This window comes from Actinoplanes sp. NPDC089786, from assembly GCF_040684855.1.
GTDB lineage: Bacteria > Actinomycetota > Actinomycetes > Mycobacteriales > Micromonosporaceae > Actinoplanes.
The window spans coordinates 26,572-46,194 of sequence record NZ_JBFBGU010000022.1; the positions used below are offsets into that span (position 1 = coordinate 26,572).

General features: G+C 72.2%; 15 protein-coding genes. 5 read left to right on the forward strand and 10 right to left on the reverse strand.

What is annotated here, in order from left to right:
* Nucleotides 1-53: 53 nt before the first annotated feature.
* From AB0O15_RS38655 to AB0O15_RS38665, 3 genes are all read left to right on the forward strand, one after another.
* Nucleotides 54-659 carry a lysoplasmalogenase gene (locus AB0O15_RS38655; protein WP_364330128.1) on the forward strand — a complete coding sequence of 202 codons (606 nt, stop codon included), beginning with the start codon at nt 54-56 and terminating at the stop codon, nt 657-659.
* Between the two features lie 111 nt (nt 660-770).
* Nucleotides 771-1,244: a hypothetical protein gene (locus tag AB0O15_RS38660; protein ID WP_364329853.1), complete on the forward strand. Its 474-nt coding sequence runs from the start codon at nt 771-773 to the stop codon at nt 1,242-1,244.
* Entirely contained in the window at nt 1,244-3,226 is a 1,983-nt protein-coding gene (locus tag AB0O15_RS38665) for a M48 family metalloprotease (protein ID WP_364329856.1), read from the forward strand. Before AB0O15_RS38660 ends, AB0O15_RS38665 begins: the two co-directional genes overlap by 1 nt.
* Nucleotides 3,227-3,252: 26 nt before the next feature.
* Here AB0O15_RS38665 and AB0O15_RS38670 read toward each other — a convergent pair whose 3' ends face one another.
* Nucleotides 3,253-6,087 carry an aminotransferase gene (locus AB0O15_RS38670; protein WP_364329859.1) on the reverse strand — a complete coding sequence of 945 codons (2,835 nt, stop codon included), beginning with the start codon at nt 6,085-6,087 and terminating at the stop codon, nt 3,253-3,255.
* Nucleotides 6,088-6,446: 359 nt separating this feature from the next.
* On the opposite strand from AB0O15_RS38670, the gene AB0O15_RS38675 reads away from it, so the two are divergent.
* Nucleotides 6,447-8,363: a Xaa-Pro dipeptidyl-peptidase gene (locus AB0O15_RS38675; protein ID WP_364329862.1), complete on the forward strand. Its 1,917-nt coding sequence runs from the start codon at nt 6,447-6,449 to the stop codon at nt 8,361-8,363.
* A gap of 9 nt (nt 8,364-8,372) precedes the next feature.
* On the opposite strand, the gene AB0O15_RS38680 is transcribed toward AB0O15_RS38675, so the two are convergent.
* From AB0O15_RS38680 to AB0O15_RS38720, 9 genes are all read right to left on the reverse strand, one after another.
* Nucleotides 8,373-8,591 (reverse strand): hypothetical protein, encoded by a 219-nt coding sequence (locus tag AB0O15_RS38680; protein WP_364329865.1) that lies wholly within the window; start codon nt 8,589-8,591, stop codon nt 8,373-8,375.
* A gap of 43 nt (nt 8,592-8,634) precedes the next feature.
* Nucleotides 8,635-10,551 carry a KUP/HAK/KT family potassium transporter gene (locus AB0O15_RS38685; protein ID WP_364329868.1) on the reverse strand — a complete coding sequence of 639 codons (1,917 nt, stop codon included), beginning with the start codon at nt 10,549-10,551 and terminating at the stop codon, nt 8,635-8,637.
* Nucleotides 10,552-10,608: 57 nt separating this feature from the next.
* Nucleotides 10,609-11,214, reverse strand: coding sequence for an ATP/GTP-binding protein (locus AB0O15_RS38690; protein WP_364329871.1), 606 nt, complete (start codon nt 11,212-11,214; stop codon nt 10,609-10,611).
* Nucleotides 11,192-11,653, reverse strand: a complete 462-nt coding sequence (locus AB0O15_RS38695) for a DUF742 domain-containing protein (RefSeq protein ID WP_364329874.1) — start codon at nt 11,651-11,653, stop codon at nt 11,192-11,194. The genes AB0O15_RS38690 and AB0O15_RS38695 overlap by 23 nt, the downstream gene beginning before the upstream one ends.
* Nucleotides 11,650-12,108, reverse strand: coding sequence for a roadblock/LC7 domain-containing protein (locus AB0O15_RS38700; protein WP_364329877.1), 459 nt, complete (start codon nt 12,106-12,108; stop codon nt 11,650-11,652). The genes AB0O15_RS38695 and AB0O15_RS38700 overlap by 4 nt, the downstream gene beginning before the upstream one ends.
* 15 nt (nt 12,109-12,123) lie before the next feature.
* Nucleotides 12,124-14,481, reverse strand: coding sequence for a nitrate- and nitrite sensing domain-containing protein (locus AB0O15_RS38705; RefSeq protein WP_364329880.1), 2,358 nt, complete (start codon nt 14,479-14,481; stop codon nt 12,124-12,126).
* Complete coding sequence (locus AB0O15_RS38710) at nt 14,468-15,643, reverse strand: hypothetical protein (protein WP_364329883.1); 1,176 nt, start codon at nt 15,641-15,643, stop codon at nt 14,468-14,470. The genes AB0O15_RS38705 and AB0O15_RS38710 overlap by 14 nt, the downstream gene beginning before the upstream one ends.
* A 320-nt stretch (nt 15,644-15,963) precedes the next feature.
* Nucleotides 15,964-17,403, reverse strand: coding sequence for a HAMP domain-containing sensor histidine kinase (locus AB0O15_RS38715; protein ID WP_364329886.1), 1,440 nt, complete (start codon nt 17,401-17,403; stop codon nt 15,964-15,966).
* Nucleotides 17,396-18,073 (reverse strand): response regulator transcription factor, encoded by a 678-nt coding sequence (locus AB0O15_RS38720; protein WP_364329889.1) that lies wholly within the window; start codon nt 18,071-18,073, stop codon nt 17,396-17,398. Before AB0O15_RS38720 ends, AB0O15_RS38715 begins: the two co-directional genes overlap by 8 nt.
* Before the next feature lie 234 nt (nt 18,074-18,307).
* Here AB0O15_RS38720 and AB0O15_RS38725 point away from each other — a divergent pair, with 234 nt between their 5' ends.
* Nucleotides 18,308-19,621, forward strand: a complete 1,314-nt coding sequence (locus AB0O15_RS38725; RefSeq protein ID WP_364329892.1) for a sugar ABC transporter substrate-binding protein — start codon at nt 18,308-18,310, stop codon at nt 19,619-19,621.
* Nucleotides 19,622-19,623 lie beyond the last annotated feature (2 nt).

The window sequence follows — 19,623 nt, forward strand, 5'->3', positions numbered from 1 at the left end:
CCGCACGAGAACGGGTCGTAGCCGTTGCTCATCAGAGTAGGTTCGTGGGCGAGATGCTCGGACTCTTCCTCGTCGCCGCGGCGGCCGAACTGGTCGCGGTGGCGGCGGATCTCACCGTGCTCCAGTGGATCGCCAAGCCGTTGCTCGCGCTGTCCCTGATCGGCTATCTGCTCCGGGCCGGGCGACGCGACCTGGTGACCGTCGCGCTGGTCCTCGCCTGCGCCGGCGACGTGGTCCTGCTGGCCCGGGGCCAGACCTGGTTCCTGGTCGGCATGGTGTTTTTTCTGGGTACGCAGATCTGCCTGCTGGTGGCCTTCCTCCGCCGGTCGCGGCCGCGGTGGCCCACGTTCGTGATCGGCGGACTGTTCTGGCTGACCGCCAACGCGCTGCTGTGGAACCACCTGGGCGGGCTGCGTGTCCCGATCCTCCTCTACAGCCTGGCCCTGGTCGCGATGGCCGCCGCGGCCACCGGCCACGGTCGTCGCGTCGGGGCCGGGGCGGTCCTCTTCGTCGTCTCCGACCTGCTGATCGGCCTGCGGTCGGCCGGCTTCCCGCTGCCGGCGCACGACGTGCTGGTGATGTCCACCTATGCCGCCGCGCTGGCCCTGATCGCCACCGGCTGGGCGAACGCACCGGAACCGGCGAACCCGATCGACTGAAGCCCGGTCCGGATAGCGGCGGATTGTCGGGCCTGGCGGGTTTCACGAATCTGCGATCAAGCCCGTCGCTGTGACAGTTTCGGCCGGCCCGACCAGCCACCGGAGGACAGCTTGTTCGGACTACGCCGCGCGACCACCACCCGCACCGACCCCATGGTGGCCACGATCGCCACCGAGGTGGTGACCGCGGCCTACCCGGACGAACTCGACCTGCTGCCACGAGAGCTGGCGACCGGCGGCACCGACCTCCGGCGGCTGCGGGCGCCGGTCGGCACCGGCATCGACCTCGCCGCGGCCACGCCCCTGCTGGTCTCGGCCCTGTCGTTCGTGGCCGCCGCGGCCGCCACGAACCTGGTCGAGGGGGCCATGTCACGGCTGAGCGCCGCGGCGTACGAGAAGATCGCGAAGGTGTTCGGCCGCGGCGCAGCCGCGAACACGGTCGGCACGGACCCCGAGGCCGTCTGGGACGAGCTCACCTCGCTCTGGGTCACGCTGCTGGTCGAGCGCGGCATGCGGCCCGAGCTGGCCGAGGCGACCGCGACGCAGATCGTGGCCGCGATGCGACGCCGGGACCGGCCCGCCTGATGACGATGGCCGCGCCCCGGCTCCCGTCACCCGGCGTGGCCCGGTACGGCGCGATCCTGCTGCTGCTGGCCGCGGCCGGCCTGTTCGCCGGGCAGACCACGTTCAACGCGCTCCAGGGTCCGCGGTGGCTGAAGGTGGTCAAGGGGTGCGCCGCCGGACGCCCGCTCGACGCGGTGCCCGACGTCGCCACCAGCGCGATCTACCTGCGGTGCGTGAGCGCGGTGGAGCAGGACCGGGCCGGGTACACCTTCGCCGGGGCGCTGGCCGTGCTGCTGCTGGGGGCGATGCTGATGGTGCTCCTGCCGTACCGGCTGCTGCGGCGGGCCGGACCGTTACGCCCGGCCGAGGCCGAGATCGCCGGCCGGTTCGCCGAGGCGGCCCGGCGCCTCCGGCTGCCACGCCCGCCCGCGGTGTTCTTCGGCGGCGGGCAGTTGCAGGAGGCGTTCACCGTACGCACGCTCCGCGGCACCCGGATCATCCTTCCGCGGGGCCTGCGCCGCCTGCCGCCCGGGCAGATCGACGCGGTCCTCCGGCACGAGGCCGCCCACGTCCGCGCCGGCGACGTCACGCTGGTGTGGCTCACCCGCGGCATGTGGTGGGCGCTGATCCCGGCCCTGCTCACACCCCTGCTGCTGATCAACCTCCCAATCCTGCTGACCTATCGGGCCGAGCTGGCCGACGACCCGCTGGGCGCGCTGCGTAGCATGTTCGCCCGCGCCTTCTACCTGAACTACACGCTGCGCAGCCTGCTCCTGCTGCTCGTGGCGGCCACCGTGGCGGCGGCTGTGCTCCGGTCCCGGGAGCACGAGGCCGACCTGGCCGCCGCCGCGGGTGACGAGGCCGGGCTGCGGGGCCTGCTGGGCGACGCGCCGGCGCCGCGGCCCTCGTGGTGGCGCCGCCTCCAGGCGATCCACCCCTCGCCCCGGCGCCGCCTCCAGGCCCTCGACGACCCGCATCGCACCATGGAACTGCGTCCCCTGGACGCCGCGGCGGCCGGCCTGCTGATCGCGATGATGACGCCGGTCCTGCATCTCGCCCTGCCGGTGAACCCCGACAACGGCGTGCTCTCCCAATCCACCCACCTGACCGGCCTGGTCGCGGGCATCCTGTTCGCGCTGGCCTGGGGCACCGCGTTGTGGCGGGCCGCCCTGGTCGCCGAGCGCACCGGCCGGCCGATGCGGCTGCGCGCCACCTCGGTGGCCCTGGCCGCCGCGACCGCCGCCGGCCTGCTGGCCCACGTCGCCGGGACGCCGGCGGTCGGGCAGGGCGTGTTCGACAGCGCCCGGATGCTGGCCATGCTGCCGCCGGCGATCGGCGCGGCCGCCACCGTGGCCGGCCTGCTGGCCCGCGCCTGGGCCCGGCGCACGGCCGGCGCTCCCGTGGCCGGCCCGACCTGGGCGGCGATCGCGGTCCTGAACACGCTGCTGTTCACCGGCGCCCTCTGGATCAGCTGCGACATCTTCTCGCTGGTGCCCGCGTCCGGTGGCTGGGCGGCCGGGGTGCGGGACACCCTGGGCTACTACGCCATGAGCCGGCCCGGCGCGCTGACGGTGGTGGTGTTGGGGGTGCTCGCGTTCCGCTGGACCGCCGATCGGCCCGGCCGCTCCCGGGCCGCCCTGCTGGTCCTCGTGCCCGCGGCCGCCGCGCTGGCCGTCCGGTGGCTGGTCGTCACCAGCCCCGCCGACCAGGCGACCGTCCTGCACCGCGACCTGTGGGCGATGATGGCGGCCGGCGGCGCGGTCGTGGCCGTCCTGCTCGCCCGCCGCGGCGCGGCCGGGCTGGTCCCGGCGATGGCCCTCGCCCCGGCCGCCACCCTCCTGATCGGCGCGGCGATCTGGCTGCGCTGGGCCCAGGACTGGGGCCACCCCGGCGCGGCGGCCGGCCAGTACCTCACCTCGGCGCTCGCCGCGCTCGGCCCGGTCTATCTGGCCGGCGGGCTGATCGCCCTGCTCCTACCGGCCCGGCGCCGCCACCCTCAGTAGTGCCGCGTACGGCGGGAGGGCAATACTCACCAGCCCTCGCTGAGGACGCGGCCGAGGGTGTCGGCGAAGAAGTCGGCCTCGGCCCGCCCGATGCCCAGGGGCGGCTTGATCTTCAGCACGCACATCCGGTCCGAGGTCGGCTGCATGATGACGCCGAGTTCGCGCAGGCGTTCACAGATGGCGGCGGTCTCCTCCGGCGCCGGTTCCAGGGTCCCGCGGTCGCGGACCAGCTCGACGCCGAGGTAGAGCCCCATCCCGTGCACCGCGCCGATGATCTCGTGCCGGCCGGCCAGCGCGAGCAGCCGCTGCCGCAGGTGCTCGCCGACCTCGCGGGCGTTCTCCTGCAGGCCCTCGTCGCGCAGTGCGTCGAGCACGGTCAGGCCGACGACGCTGCTGACCGGGCTGCCGCCGGCGGACGAGAAGAAGTAGCCCTGGCCGCGGAAGCCGTCGGCGATGGCCCTGGTGGTGATGACCGCGCCCAGCGGGTGCCCGTTGCCCATCGCCTTGGCCACGGTCACGATGTCGGGCACGACGCCCTGCTGCTCGAAGCCCCAGAAGTGGGCGCCGAGCCGGCCGTACCCGGCCTGGACCTCGTCGGCCACACACAGGCCGCCGGCCGCCCGGGTCGCGGCGTACACCCGGGCCAGGTAGCCGTCCGGCAACGGCACTCCCCCGGCGTTGCCGTAGAACGGCTCGGCCAGGAACGCCGCCGGCGGCCGGCCGTCCGCGACCATCCTCTCGACGTACGCGACGGCGTCTTCCGCGTACCGGAAGGCCCGATCTCCGCGGTGTTCGCCGCGGAACGAGTTGGGCGCGGCGACCGTGTGGACCCAGGGCGGGCGGCTGCCGAGCGCGCCAGGGTTGTCGGCCACCGAGGTGGAGATCGCGTCGGTGGCGTAGGACCAGCCGTGGTAGGCCTCGCGCACCGCGACCACGTCCTGCCGTCCGGTGTTCGCCCAGGCCAACCGCAGGGCCAGGTCGACCGCCTCGGTGCCGCTGTTGACCAGGAACACGGTGTCCAGCGGATCGGGGCAGAGCGCGGCCAGCCGCTCGGCGAACTCGACCACGGCCCGGTAGTGGAACCGTGAGTTGGTGTTGAGCAGCCGCCACTGCTGCTCGATCGCCTCGGCCAGCCGCGGGTGCCCGTGGCCGAGGATCGCCACGTTGTTGAGCATGTCCAGGTACGACCGGCCGTCCATGTCGAACAGGTGGTGCCGCCAGCCGCGCTCGATCTGTGGCGGCGCCTCGAAGTAGTGCTCCTGAACCGTGGCGAAGGCCGCGTCCCGCCGGTCCAGAAGAGCGCCGTCCGATGGCGGAACTCCGCCGGCCGAACCGATCAGCGGCGTCGGATCAGGGCAGACGGCCGCCCACGCCCGCGCCATCGCGGCGGTCACGAAGAACGGCGGCCGCTCGGCCAGCGAACAGAGCTGGATCCTGGCGGGACCACGCCCGATCGGCTGCCCCGGAGAAACCGGCGCGCCATCAGCGAGATCCGCCCCGCTGAGCCACAACGTCGGGCGATCCGTAGCGCGGATCGCGACGGCGTCATCGTGTCGCTCGGCGACGCCCGCCCAGGGGGCATGCAGGCTCTCCCGCGCAACGACTTCGACGCCCAGCCCGACCGTCGCGGGCGTGGTGGCGGCGTTGAGGACCGTCCTGGTCAAACGCGGCTGGAGGTAGGGCACAAACCCGTCGGGCGGTGTGTACGAGAGGAAAGCACCGCCGTGCAGTGCGGGACTGGTCGTGGAGAGGTCGAGGGGCGCACCCCCGCCGACGATGCGGTCACCGGCGATCGGCGCCGGCGACTCACCGGGGCGCAGCGCACCGCGGATCAGGGCGGTCATCACCTCGATCGGCGCCGAGACCGCCCGCTCGAAGATGCGCCACTCGCGGTCCAGGTTCCCGGTCGCGTAGGCGTTGTCCCGGTCGATGTGCGCCTGGTGCTGCCCGCTGACCACGAGCGACGCGGCCCGCAGCACCACCAGCGGCCACAGCGCGGCCAGCTCGTCGTCGGAGATCGGCCGGATCCGGTCGTACGCGCGGACGGCCGGGACGACCACGCTCAGATCCGGCGCGTCGTAGGAGAGCAGGCAGGAGAGGGTCACGGCCAGCTCGGCGATCGCCCAGCTCCGGGTCAGGTCGCCGAAGTCGATGACACCGGCCGGATGCCGCCGTCCGGCCCGATCCGCGGCGGCGATCACGTTGTCGTCGGTGAGGTCGCCGTGGATCGCCTGCACCGGAAGCCTTTCCCGGTACGGGTCGAGCACCCGGCCGGCCCGCGACGCGGCGGCACGCACCAGGTCGGCGCCGCCCGGCACGGCGACGTGGCCGGCCAGCTTGGTCACCACGCCGGCGGCATGGCGCAGATCCCATTGCAGGGCCCGAACCGGCACCTCGCCGTCGAATGTGGACAGCGCCCGGGACACCCGACCGGCCAGATCACCCAACGAGGAGACGACGGCCGGCGCCAGGTAACGGCTCTCGCTGAGCACTCCCCCGTCGAGGAAGCTCATCAGCCGGGCCACGGCCGGTCGGCCACCGACCGTCACCATCTGCAGCGCCCGGCCATCGAGACCCGGCCGCGAGGAGGGCACCAGCAAGCCGGGTTCACAGTCCGCGAGGTGCGCCGCGACGCTCTCCTGGGCCGCGGCATCGGCCTCGGTGAAGGCCGGGTTGGCGATCTTCAGGACGTACGCGCCGGCCGGTCCGCCGACCCGGAAGTTCGCGTCCTGCTGGCTGCCGAGCGCGGTGACCGTACCCTCGATCCCCCACCGGTGGGCCACCAGCGAGCGCGCCTCATCCACCGGCAGGTCGGGCGCGGGCAGCGCGTCGTGCTCGAAGAAGTCGAACGTGCTCGTCATGGCTCACCCGTCCCGGCCCGGTACGTCGTCGAGCACCGCGGCGAACCGAACGGCGTCCGCGGCGGCGCAGGTCAGGGACGTTACCGGGTGGCGCGCCGGTCCAGCAGGTCGGGCGACGGAACCTCGATCAGCAGAACCGGCGATCGGCCGTCGAGCTCGACCACGGTGGCCTGAGCCCCGGGCAGCCGAGCTCAACCGCCCACCGCCGGACGAGCTCGACGGCGTCGGCCAGATGCCCGCGCCCGGCGCCCTCCGCGTCGTAGGCGGCGGAGACAGCGGGGTTCGGGCCCGACCCACATCGGAGCCCGGTAAGCAGGGGGTATTGCGGTTCGGCCCGCCGTACCCTTTCATCGAAGTTCATGATGAAGACCATCCTGGCCGCCGTCGCGGGGGCGGCGACCGCGCTCGCCCTTGCGGCGGCGCCGGCGCAAGCAGCGCCCACCGCCCCGCACGTGCGCGGGACCAGCACAGTGCCGGCCTATTCGTACGAGAACGCCATCCGGGAGAGCGTCTGGGTGCAGACCACCCTGGACGGTGACCTCGACGGCGTTCCGGACAAGGTCGCGGTCGATCTCGTCCGCCCTCGGGAGACGGCGGCCGCGCACCAGCGCGTGCCCGTGGTCATGGAGGCCTCGCCCTACTACGCGTGCTGCGGCCGCGGCAACGAGGGCGAGCTCAAGGAGTACGACGCGAACGGAACCATCGCCAAGGAACCGCTGTTCTACGACAACTACTTCGTGCCCCGCGGGTACGCCTTCGTCGCCGTCGACCTGCCGGGCACCAACCGCTCCACCGGCTGTGAGGACGTCGGCGGCCGGAACGAGGTGCTCGGGGCCAAGGCGGTCGTCGACTGGCTCAACGGCCGGGCCCGGGCCACGTACGCCGACGGCAGCCCGGCGGTGGCCACCCGGTGGACCAACGGCAAGGTCGGCATGATCGGCAAGTCGTGGGACGGGTCGATCGCCAACGGCGTGGCCGCGACCGGCGTCGAGGGGCTCGAGACGATCGTGCCGATCGCCGGCATCTCCAGCTGGTACGACTACACCCGCTTCAACGGCGTCATCCGCTCCCCGGGCTACGCCACCTTCCTCAGCGAGTACGTCAGCAGCCGGCCCGAGGCGTGCACGGCCAACCTGGCGGAGCTGGCCACCGGGAGCGGGGACGACACCGGCGACCTCAACGCCTTCTGGGCCGAGCGCAACTACCGCCCGAAGGCGAGCCGGGTGAAGGCCAGCGTGTTCGTGGTGCACGGCGTCAACGACACCAACGTCACCACCTCGCAGTTCGCCCATTGGTGGAGCGCCCTGCGTACGCCGAAGAAGATCTGGCTCGCGCAGCAGGGCCATGTCGACCCGTTCGACTTCCGCCGCGCCGCCTGGGTCGAGACACTGCACCGCTGGTTCGACTTCTATCTGCAGGGGCTGCGCAACGGCATCGACCGGGCGCCGCAGGCCAGCGTCGAGACCGCGCCCGGCACCTGGGTCGACCAGCGCACCTGGCCGGCCGCCGGCACCCGCCCGGTGCGGGTCGGCCTGGGCAACGGCGACGGTGTGACGGGCACGCTCGGCGGCTCCTCCGGAAACGCGAAGCGCACCTGGACCGACAACCCCGACCTGTTCGAGGCCGAGGCCACCGCCACCCCGAACACGCCGGTACCGGGCCGGGTCGCCTTCCTGTCCGCTCCCCTGCGTCGCGACCTGCGGCTCTCCGGCATCCCCACGGCCACGCTCAAGGTCAAGGTGGACCGGCCGACGACCGAGCTGACCGCGCGGCTGGTCGACTACGGCACCGCGGCCCGGGTGAACTACCAGGGACCCGAGGAGGGCATCACCACGCTGGGCACCGAGTCGTGCTGGGGATCGTCGACCGCGGCCGACGACGCCTGCTACCTCGACACGGCCGAGGACGTGGTCACCGATGACCACGCGGTGCTGACCCGCGGCTGGCAGGACGCGGCCCACCACGTGTCGCTGCGGTTCCGGACCCCGCTGACGCCCGGCCGCTGGTACACGATCGACGTTCCGCTGCAGGCCACCGACCAGATCGTGCGCACCGGGCACGTCCTCGGGCTGATCCTGCAGCAGAGCGACAACGAGTACTCGACCCCGTCGACCATGGGCGCGACCCTGAGCCTGGACCTGGCCGGCAGCTCGCTCACGCTGCCGGTGGCCAGTGGCTCACTGCCGCCGGCGGGCGCCACGGCACCCCAGGTGAAGACCGCGCCGGCTCCGGCCACGTCGTCGCTCCGCCGCCCGGATCTGCGTCAGCTGCCCTGATGGGCGGTCCTACGAGGCGCAGATGTCGATCAGCTCCTGGCGGTCGACGACCTTGATCCGCTTGCGGTCGTGTGGCACGCCGAGGGCGATCTCGTGCGCGTCCAGGCGCTGCCACCCGGCCCAGGTGGTGTAGCGCACGCCGCGGCGGACGAGATGATCGAGCACGGCCCCGGGGTCACGCTCCGGGGCCGGCTCGATCGAGGGCGCGTCGGCCAGCAGGCTCTTCACCGTCTTACCTACGAACAACCAGGGTGCGACGTTGCAATCTTGGTCACACCTCGATGTGCGAACCCATGATGACGGTGCGGTCCCGGGGCAGGCCGAAGTACTCGGCGGCGTCCGCGGTGACGTAGGAGGTGGCCACGAACAGCCGCTTCCGCCAGGCCGCCATCGTCGGCCCGTGGCCCGACCGGAGCTCGATCTTCGACAGGAAGTACGACGCCTGATCCAGCTGCAGCGGCCCCTCGGTCGCCTCGGCCGACGAGGTCGCGAGGGTGCGCAGGGTGGCCGGCACGTCCGGGGTCTCCATGTACCCGAACCGGGCGATGACGTGGATGATGCCGTCCTCGTCGTACCCGAGGTCGTCGACGCTGATCCGGTCCTCGGCCGGCACCCGCGGCACCGGCTCGGTCTGCAACGACAGGATCACGACCTGGTCGTGGCGGACCCGGTTGTGCTCGACGTTGGCCCGCATGGCCAGCGGCGCGGTCAGCTTGCCGCGGTTCAGGAAGACCGCGGTGCCCGGCACCCGCGCGATCGACGACGCGTTGTCCCGCAGGTCGTCGATGAACTCGCGCAGCGATCCTTCGCGCCGCTCCCGCTCGGCCGTGACGATCTGCCGGCCGCGCTGCCAGGTCGTCATCAGGGTGAACGCGGTGAGCCCGATCAGCAGCGGCAGCCAGGCCCCGTGCGCCAGCTTGGTCAGGTTGGCCGCCACGAACAGCAGGTCCACCAGCAGCAGGGCGGTCGCGCCGACGCCGATCAGCCACAGCGGCGCGTTCCACTTCCACCGGGCGACATAGAAGAACAGCAGCGTGGTGATGGTGATCGTGCCGGTGACGGCCATGCCGAAGGCGTACGCCAGCGCGGCCGAGGAACGGAAGGCGAAGACCAGGGTGAGTACGGACACCAGCAGCAGCCAGTTGATCCACGGCACGTAGATCTGGCCGATCGACGACTCCGAGGTGTGCGCGATCCGCAGCCGCGGCAGGTAACCGAGCTGGGCCGCCTGGGACGCGACCGAGAACGCGCCGGTGATCACCGCCTGGGCGGCGATCACCGTGGCCGCCGTGGCCAGCAGCACCAGCGGCAGCCGGCCCCACTCGGGCACCAGCAGGAAGAACGGGCTGCTGATGTTGGCCGGGTCCTCGAGGATCAGCGCGCCCTGGCCGAGGTAGCTGAGGACACCGGCCGGGAAGACCAGCAACAGCCAGCCCCGGCTGATCGGGCGCCGGCCGAAGTGGCCCAGGTCCGCGTACAGCGCCTCGGCGCCGGTCACCGCGAGCACGATCGCGGCCAGCGCGAAGAACGCGATGCCGAAGTGGCCGGTCAGGAAGCCGATCGCGTACGTCGGCGACAGCGCCCGGAGGATCGCCGGATTTCCGGCGACGCCGATCGCCCCGCACAGCCCGATGACCACGAACCAGAGGATCATCACCGGCCCGAAGACCCGGCCGACCGCGGCCGTCCCGCGCCGCTGCACGGCGAACAGCACCACGATGATCACCGCGGTGATCGGCACGACCAGGGCGCCCAGCGACGGCTCGACGACCTTCAGGCCCTCGACCGCGGAGAGCACCGAGATGGCCGGGGTGATCATGCTGTCGCCGAAGAACAGCGAGGCGCCGAAGAGGCCGACCGCGGCCAGCACCACGGCGGTGCGGCGGCCCTGCTGGGCGCCCCGGCGGCGGACCAGGGCGATGAGCGCCATGATGCCGCCCTCGCCGTCGTTGTCGATCCGCATGGCCAGCAGGATGTAGGTGACCGTGACGATGATCATCATGGACCAGAACACCAGGGACACCACCCCGTACACGTTGCCCGTGCTCACCGGCACGGGATGGGGGTCCTCCGGGTTGAACACGGTCTGCAGGGTGTAGATCGGGCTGGTGCCGATGTCCCCGAACACCACACCGAGCGCCCCGACCACGACGGCCAGACGCACGGGGTCCCGCCCGCTCACGTTCATCCCGCCAGGATGCGCGACCCGGCCCGGGCCCGCCCGCCTCTTGACGCCTTCTTAACGCTAACGTGGGGCCGCGGGGTGCAGGACCTGGTCGAGGGCCTTCTCGAGGACGACCAGCAGGGCGTCGCGGACCGAGGTGCGCGTCCGGGCGTCGAAGGCCACCACCGGCACCCGGTCGTTGACGGCCAGGGCCCAGCGGACCTCGGTGATGTCGTACGGGAGCCGGCCGTCGAAGGTGTTCAGCGCGACCGCGAACGGGAGCCCGGCCCGCTCGAAGTAGTCGACGGCCTGGAAGCAGTCGTCCAGCCGGGAGCAGTCCACCACGACGAGCGCGCCCAGCGCGCCGTTGATCAGGTCGTCCCACATGAAGCCGAACCGGTCCTGACCGGGCGTGCCGAACAGGTAGAGCTTGAGGCTGTGGTCGATGGTCACGCAGCCGAAGTCCATGGCCACCGTGGTGGTGGTCTTCAGGCTCTCCGACCGCGTCCGGTCGACGCCGACCGACACCTCGGTCATCTCGGCCTCGGTGGTCAGCGGGGCGATCTCGGAGATCGACCGCACCGTGGTCGTCTTGCCGACGCCGAAGCCGCCGGCGACGATGATCTTGACTGGGACCGGCGGTCGCCGGGTGGTGACGGCCGCGTCAGGAGATCGCACGTAGTCCACGCATCACTCGCAGGATGAGTTCGGGGGAATGGGGGCTCATGGTGTCGGCCACGTGGACGTCGAGGTAGCCCGCGGCGCGCAGGTCGGCGACCAGGATCTTGGTGACGCCGAGGTGCAGGCGCAGCCGTGCGGAGATCTCGGCGACCGAGGTCGGCTCCTGGCACAGCGCGACCATCGCCTGCATCTCCGGGCCCAGCGAGGCGAGCGGCACCCGGCCGGTCCGCGGGTCGTAGGGCCGCAGCGTCACCTGGGTCTCGAACTCGATCTCGCGGTCGACCGCGTTGACCCGGCCCGAGGTCAGCACGAACGGGCGCTGCCGGACCTGGTCGCCGCCGGCGTGACCCGCGTCGTGGTGGATCGGGGGCGGAGGTGGGGCCGGCGCCGCGGCGGCCGGTGGGGTCCGCAGGTACGGGGGGATTCTCCCGATCGGCTCACTCACATCTGCGCGGCTCTCTTCAGTTCCGCGATCAGGCCCGGCGTGAGGGTCGCTCCCGCGCGCGAGCCGAAGAGCGTCATCTCGTACGCCACGGTGCCGAGGTTGGCCGACCGGCTCGCGATCACGCCGAGGACGGAACCCCGGCTGATCGTGGTGGCGAGCAGGAAGCCGTCGGCCAGGTCGACCACGACCCGGTTCAGCGCGCCCAGCCGGTACCACTCGGCCGCGCCGCCCGCGAGGCTGGTCATGCCCGACACCACCGCGGCCAGGCGGTCGGAGCTGCCCCGGTCCCGCTTGGACGCCTTCGCCATGAGCAGACCGTCCGACGACACCGCGATCGCCTCCTCCACACCGGCCGTCCGGGTGGTGAAGGAGCCGAGGAGCCAGTTGAACGTCTTCACTTCGGCGCTGTACTCCACGACCGGGATGTTGCGGTCGTGAGTATGGATGCCGTCCATCGTGGTGCTCCCTTTTCACTGGTGGTTCCGGTGCGATGCGTCGTGGAGCGCGCGCGCCACCCCCGACTCGATCTGCTCGATGAGGCTGCGGGCCGCGTCCGGGTCCTGCTCGACCGAGGACAGACCGGCGGCCCGGGCCGGCGGAGGGTCGTGCGGGGACAGGGTGGCGCCGGGCACGCGCCGGCTGAGCGACCGGCCGTCGGCGTCGGCCACCGGCTGCGGCGCGGGCGGCTCGGGCCGTGCGGGTGGGGGCGGGGGCGCTTCCTGGCGCGGCGGCGCCGCGGGCAGGCTGCGGACGACCTCGAACGCGTTCCAGGAGAACTGCTCGCGCCGCATCAGGTCGCTGACCCGGGACAGCGCCTCGGTCTCGGTGGGCTGGAGCCCGCCGGGGCTCCGAGGCACGGTCCCGGCCGAGCCGGCGTCGTCCCACGGCGACGGTGACCACTCGGTCAGCGGGACCACGGCCGGGGCGGGCACGATCTGCCGTACCGGCACGGCCGGCGACACCGGCATCGCCGGGGCCACGGGATCGCCGGCCAGCAGCGCGTCACCGATGTTCACGCCGACGGTGACTCCACCGCCGGGCGTGTGCGCCAGCGCGACCTCGAGCCCGTGGCGCCGGGACAGCCGGCCGACCACGAACAGGCCGAGGACCTGGCTCGGCACCAGGTCGAGCCGCTCGCGGCGGGCGATCCGGGCGTTCTCCTCGGTGAGCCGCTCGTCGGGCATGCCGATGCCGTGGTCGACGACGACCAGCCGGACGCCGTCCGGCACGGCCCGGGCGCTGACGCTCACCCGGGTGTGCGGCGGGGAGTAGCTGGTCGCGTTCTCGAGCAGCTCGGCGCAGATCAGCACCAGGTCGCTGACCAGGGCGGGCGCCACCGACAGGTCGAGCGGGACGTCGACGTCGACCCGGGTGTACTCCTCGATCTCGGCCAGGGCCAGCCGCACCACGTCGACCAGCCGGACCGGGGACCGGTGGCTCTCCTCCCGCTCGGACCCGGAGATCACGACCAGGCTGTCGGCGCTGCGCCGCAGGCGGTTGGCGATGTGGTCGAGCCGGTAGAGCTTGGCCAGCCGGTCCGGGTTGGCCTCCTCGTTCTCCAGCTCGTCGATCAGGCTCACCTGCCCGCCGACCAGGTTCTGGGTACGCCGGCCGATGTGGCCGAACATCTCGGCGACGTTGCGCCGGCTGAGCACCTGGCGCTCGACCAGCTGCGACGAGGTGCTCTGCACCCGTTCGAAGACGCGGGCCAGGTCGCCGATCTCGTCGTTCGAGCTCACCTGGAGCACTTCGAGGTGCACCGGTTCGACCGTCTCACTCTCGTCGTCGGCGACCCGCCGCAGTTCCGTCTCGCCGGCCTCGGCCACCTGGGCCGCCGAGCGGCTGAGCCGGATCAGCGGCACCGCCACGGCCCGGGCCACCGCGGCCACCAGGATCAGCACGGCGAGCAGCACGAACAGGGCCAGGGCGCCGATACCGTACGCGGTGGTCAGCTGCCGTTGCCGTTGGTCCGAGACCAGGGCGGTGACGTCGTCGACGAGGCGCTTCTCGACGAAGCTGCCGAGCGAGTTGAACGACTGGAGGGCCGGGAACAGCGTGCCGATCGGCAGCCCGGCCATCGTGCCGTTCGGATCGGCCTCGAAATCGTCCTCGAAGTTGTCGCCGACACGCTGGTCGAAGGCGGCCGTGACCAGGTCGTACAGGCGCTGCTGGGGCTCGGTGGCGAAGGCCGCGAACCGGGCCAGGTTGGTGTCGTACTCGGCCCGTTCCTCGTGGTACTTCACGTCCTGGCGCCCGACGTTGCCGCCGGCCATGATGGCCAGCTGGGCGGTGCTCTCGGTGCTGGCCTCGTCCATCCGCAGCAACGCGTCCAGCGCGATGAGCTGCCGGCCGGCGGCGGTGTCGGCGTCGGCGTGCCGCACCAGCTCGAGCGACTCGATGAGGCCGTCCAGCACCGGACCGAACCGGTCGAGGATCTCCTGCGGCGGGATCCGCTTGAGCCGCACCCGGCTGCGCATCGCGACCATCGGCGCCTCGGTCACCGCGCCCAGCGCGGGCGGCACCTCGTCGCCCAGATCCTCCCGGACGTCGAGGACCCGGTCGGTGACCAGCGCGGTCTGCAGGGTGAGGTCGTCCTCGTCGACCACACCGAGCACGAACCCGACCGAGAGCAGCCGCTCGCGCTCCAGGTCCTGGAGCAGCCCGCCGATCCGGCCGGCCACCGTGGCCGCGTTGTCGATCTCGGTCGCCTGCCCGGCGTCGGCGACCAGGCCGCGGACCACCGGCACGACCAGGCCCGCCATCGCCAGCAGCGGGATCATCACCAGCAGGGTCAGCTTGCCGCGGATGCGGAGCCTACTGAGGAGCACCGAAACGCTCCCATCGTGCGAACTCCGGGTCGGACGCGGCCGCGGTCCGGGCCGGGGGCCATTGGGCCGGCGGCGCGGCGGTCTGGTGCATGGCCGGCTGGCGCGCCGAAACCTGATGGGCCGGGGCCGGATGCGCCGGAGCCTGATGGGCCGGAGCCTGATGGGCCGGAGCCGGGCGCGCCGGAGCCGACCGGCCGGGACCCGGTGGCGGCGCCGGCCGGTCCGGCCGGCCCGCGGTCGTGCCCCGGTCGCGCCGGACCAGGCCCAGCACGATCGGCGCGAGCATCAGCAGCGCGGCCAGCACCAGCGTCCCGATGGTCAGCAGGCGGCGCTGGCTGAGCGACGAGAGCCGGTCGCGCAGCGCGATGTCGATCTGGTCGAGCAGCGCCGCCGAGAGATCCGCGGCCGCGGCCTGCATCTCGACGCGGGCCCGCCCGACCTGGGCCACGTCGATGCGGCCCCGGCCGGAGGTCAGCGGCGTCATCAGCGGCAGCAGGCTGTCGATCGACCGGTTGAAGCGGTCGAGCTTGTTCAGCAGGGCGCCGCCGAGGCTCCGGCTGCCGGTGCCCTCGACGGCCAGCCGGACGTCGTCGGTGAGGTCGCGAGCATTGCTGACCAGGTCGGAGCGCGCCGCGTTGATGTCGACCAGGGCGTCGGCCCGGGCCGACCCGGTCAGTCCGGCCGCGCTGATCAGGCGATCGGTGTAGCCGGCGGCAGCGGTGATGCCTTCCGGGAGCTCCTGGGCCGCGCCGTCACCCAGGTAGTAGCTGTCGGCGTCCGGGTCGCGGATCAGCTTCGAGTTGTTGCGTACCTTGTCGATCAGGGCCAGCAGCAGGTCGTTGGTTCCGCTGTAGGCGTCGATCATCGTCGCCGGGGTGCCGCTGGCCGGCAGAGACTCGATCTTGGTGCGAAGTCCGGTCCATCGGTCCTGGGTACGCAGCCGGCCACCGAGTTCGCTGTCGACGGCGGCGACCGCGTCGACCGCGCGGATCAGCACCTCGCGCTGGGGCGGGGCCCCGCTGACCGCGGCCGACTCGGCGTTGGCCAGCGCGATCTCCAGCGGCACCAGCGCCTGGATGTACCGGACGCCGTCACGCTCGAGGTCGGCGAACGAGACCTGCTCCCCCACCGACTGCCAGACCATGGAGAAGAGCAAGGTCACCGGAACAATCATGACAAGTGGGTACAGCCTCCGCGAGATCGAGCCGAACGGCCACCCACGCCGACGCTGACGCGTCCCTGCAGTCATCTTCACTCACCCTCGGCGCGAACACCGCGCTTGCTCCGAAACAGTCCGTCCTGGGAACAAACCGCAGGATGGTCGGGGTGAATTTACTCACGTTGAACCGCAACGAGTTAAGGAGCCTTGACCGATTGTTACGGAGATCCAGTTAGGAATGATGGGCGTTCAGACAGTGATCATGTTCGAACCTTGTCCTGTGATCTTGCGAGTCGTATGATCACCGCTCCTCGCGGCCGGGCTCAGGTCGCGGCGGCCGGAAACCGGAGGGTGAACCGGGCCCCGGGAGCGTTGTCGACCTGGATCCGGCCGCCGTGCCGGGCCGCGATGTCCTGGACGATGGCCAGCCCCAGGCCGGAGCCGCCGCCGTCCCGGGCCCGGGCCTCGTCCAGCCGGGTGAACGGTTCGAACGCCCGCTCACGGTCGGCCGCCGCGATGCCGGCGCCGTCGTCGACGACCTCGGTGACCACCTCGGCGCCCCCGGCCGAGACCGTGATCGTCACCGCGGCGCGGGCGTGCCGGTCCGCGTTGTCCAGCAGGTTGCGCACCAGCCGCTCCAGCTGAAGCTGGTCCCCGGTCACCACCGCCGGACCGGTCACCACCGCGGTGAACGCGACCCGGCCACCACCCCCGTACCGCCGTTCCGCCACCTGCTCCTCCGCGATCGCCGCCAGGTCGACGTGGTGTTCCGGCCGCGTTCCCGGTCGTTCCAGCCGGGCCAGCAGCAACAGGTCCTCGGTGAGGTCCTGCAACCGCCGCGCCGACGCCAGCACGACGTCCAGGGCGGCCGGCCGGTCGGCGGCCAAGGCGCCGGCCCGGGCCACCTCGACCGTGTTGCGCAGGCCGGCCAGCGGGCTGCGCAACTCGTGGGCGGCGTCGGTGATGAAGCGGCGCTGCCGGACCGCGGCCTCCTCGAGCCGGTTCAGGGTGGCGTTGGCGGTCAGCGCGAGCGCCTCGATCTCGTCGCCGGTGTCCGGCACCGGAACCCGCAGGTCCAGTTCGGCCGAGGTGATCGCGGCCAGCCCGTCGCTCACCGCCTCGACCAGGGCGGCGACCGGCTTCAAGGCCCGCCCCGCGGTGAACCAGGCGACCGCGGCGACCAGCAGCACCGCGACGGGCAACCCGGTGGCCAGGACCGGGTCGACCGCGTCGACGGCGGCCTCGGCCTCGGCCGGCGACACCAGCACGAAGTAGGTGACCCCGGTCCGGGCGCCGGCCCGGACATCCGCGGCGACGAACGTCCGGGTGCCGGCCGGGACGTCCGCGGCGACGAACGTGGCCGGTCGGCCGTCGAGCCGGACCGTGACCTGGCTGATCCCGCTCGCGAGGTGCCGGCGGCCGGCCCTCAGCCGCGCCGGGTCGACCTTCGCCGGCAGGTCGCCGTGGCCGGTCAGCCCGGCCGCCCGCCGCCGATCGGTGCTCTCGGTCGCCCGCACGTGATTGTCGCCGTCGATCGCGAGCCACCGGGTCGAGCCGTCGGCCGGCGGGCGTCCGATACCGGAGGCGTCCGCGTCGGCGAGAGCCCACGCGCCGATCGCGGTCTGCGCGGTGGACGCCTGGAAGCGGTTGTCGTAGAGCTCGTGGCGCAGCCACAGGGCCCCGGACCCGAAGCAGATCGCGGCCGCCGCCGTCGCGGCGAGCGTGGTGCGGACCCGGACCGAGGTGAGCCTCGGCCTAAGCACGGCCGTCGACCAGCCGGTAGCCGACGCCGCGCACGGTCTCGATGCTGCGGCGCTCGAACGGCAGGTCGACGCGGCGGCGCAGCGCGGACACGTACACCTCGATGATGTTGATGTCGCCGTCGAACGCCATGTCCCACACCTCCTCGATGATCTCCGTCTTGCTGACCACCTCGCCCGGCCGGCGGGCCAGGGCGACCAGCACGGCGAACTGCTTGGCGGTCAGCGGGATCTCCTGCGGGCCACGCCGGCAGCGGCGCCGGACCTGGTCGATGATCAGGTCGCCGACCCGCAACTCGGTCGGCGCGGGTCCGGGCCGGCGGCGCAGGAGCGCCCGGAGCCGGGCCAGCAGGACGACGTACGAGAACGGCTTGGTCAGGTAGTCGTCGGCGCCGGTGTCCAGCGCCTCCGCCTCGTCGTACTCCCCGTCCTTGGCCGTGAGCACCAGCACCGGCGCGGTGAGGCCGGCCCGGCGGACGCGCTCGCACAGCTGGAAGCCGTTCAGGCCGGGCAGCATGAGGTCGAGGACGAACACGTCGTACCGGTACAGCCGGGCCAGGTTCCACCCGTCCCGCCCGTCGTGGGCGACGTCGACCGCGTACCCCTCGGCCTCGAGCCCGGCCCGCAGCGAGGCGGCCAGGTCGCGCTCGTCCTCGACCAGCAGTATGCGCACCGGCGACATGATGCCAGGCCGCGGTATCGCCGACCTGAAGCGAGCTTCAGGCTCGGCCGGCACCGTGAACGGCCCGGTCACCGCCGTGATCAATTTGATAGGTGCGCGGCCGACGAACGCGTACTAGGGTCGGTCGCACCAGATTGCAAGCATGTTTCATATGTGTCAAAACGTTCCCGGTCGTGGTCTCGGGTCGCCGAGTTCACCGGCCTCGAATCAGGCAGGGAGCTGGCCATGGAGGACCACGGAATCGATCGCCGACGACTCCTTCGAGGGCTCGGCCTCGGCGCGGCGGGTCTCGCCGCCGGACCCATCCTGTCCGCGTGCAGCGGGGGCAGTTCCGGCCTGTCCGGCGGCAGCAGCAGCGGTGGAGGCAGCGGGTCCAAGCCGCCGCTCAACGTCTGGTACCACCAGTACGGCGAGGCCGGCACCCAACAGGCCGTCGAGCGCTACGCCAAGGAGTACGACAAGGCCGCCGTGAACGTCCAGTGGACGCCCGGCGACTACACCTCCAAGCTCAACTCGGGGCTGCTGTCCACGTCGGGACCGGACGTCTTCGAGAGCACGCCCAACATCGACCAGGTCAGAAGCGGTCAGATCGTGCCGCTGGACGACATCATCGCCGACGTGAAGAGCGACTACACCGAGGCGGACATCAAGTCGTCCACCGTCGACGGCAAGATCTACATGATCAAGATGGTCGACGACATGGGCGTCCTCTACTACCGCAAGAGCGTCCTGGCCAAGGCCGGCATCCAGCCGCCGACCACCATCGACGAGCTGATCGCGGCGTCCAAGGCGCTGAACACCAAGGAGCAGAAGGGCCTGTTCATCGGCAACGACGCCGGCGTGACCCCGGCGTTCGGCGGCGGATCGCTGCTCGGCCAGATCCTCTGGTCGGTCGGCAGCGACTACCTCACGGCCGACAACAAGCCCGGCTTCACCAGCCCCGAGGCCAAGCAGTCGTTCGCCAAGATGCAGGAGCTCTTCAACTCCAAGTCGATCCTGCTGGGCTCGCCCACCGACTGGTGGGACCCCTCCTCGTTCACCCAGGGCCTGGCGGCCATGCAGTGGTGCGGCCTGTGGGCCATGCCCGGCATCCAGAAGGCCGTCGGTGACGACTTCGGCGTCGTACCCTGGCCGGCCTTCAGCAAGACGGTCGGCAAGCCGTCCACCTTCGCCGGTGGCTGGGGCGCGATGGTCAGCGCCAAGGCCAAGAACGTCGACGCCGCCAAGGCGTACATCAAATGGCTCTGGATCGAGAACCTCAAGAACCAGGAGGACTTCAACCTCAGCTACGGGTTCCACGTCCCGCCGCGCAAGTCGCTGGCCGCCAAGGCGAGCAAGCTCCAGGCGGGCCCGGCCGCCGACGCGCTGAAGATCTTCAACGACTACGCCGTCGCCGCCAACCCGGCCTGGACGCCGAAGATGAACAGCGCCTACGCCGACGCCGCCACCGCGATCGTCCGCAAGGGCGCCAACATCGACAGCAGCATCGCCACGGCGGAAAAGGCCGTCAACGCTGAGCTCAAGCGGCTCTTCGGCTGAGG

Bases quoted from the DNA above. Each gene is read 5' to 3' on its own strand.
- AB0O15_RS38670 (WP_364329859.1), bottom strand. From the start codon at position 6,087: ATGACGAGCACGTTCGACTTCTTCGAGCACGACGCGCTGCCCGCGCCC.
- AB0O15_RS38700 (WP_364329877.1), bottom strand. From the start codon at position 12,108: ATGGACGGCATCCATACTCACGACCGCAACATCCCGGTCGTGGAGTAC.
- AB0O15_RS38725 (WP_364329892.1), top strand. From the start codon at position 18,308: ATGGAGGACCACGGAATCGATCGCCGACGACTCCTTCGAGGGCTCGGC.
- AB0O15_RS38685 (WP_364329868.1), bottom strand. From the start codon at position 10,551: ATGAACGTGAGCGGGCGGGACCCCGTGCGTCTGGCCGTCGTGGTCGGG.
- AB0O15_RS38655 (WP_364330128.1), top strand. From the start codon at position 54: ATGCTCGGACTCTTCCTCGTCGCCGCGGCGGCCGAACTGGTCGCGGTG.
- AB0O15_RS38665 (WP_364329856.1), top strand. From the start codon at position 1,244: ATGACGATGGCCGCGCCCCGGCTCCCGTCACCCGGCGTGGCCCGGTAC.
- AB0O15_RS38675 (WP_364329862.1), top strand. From the start codon at position 6,447: ATGATGAAGACCATCCTGGCCGCCGTCGCGGGGGCGGCGACCGCGCTC.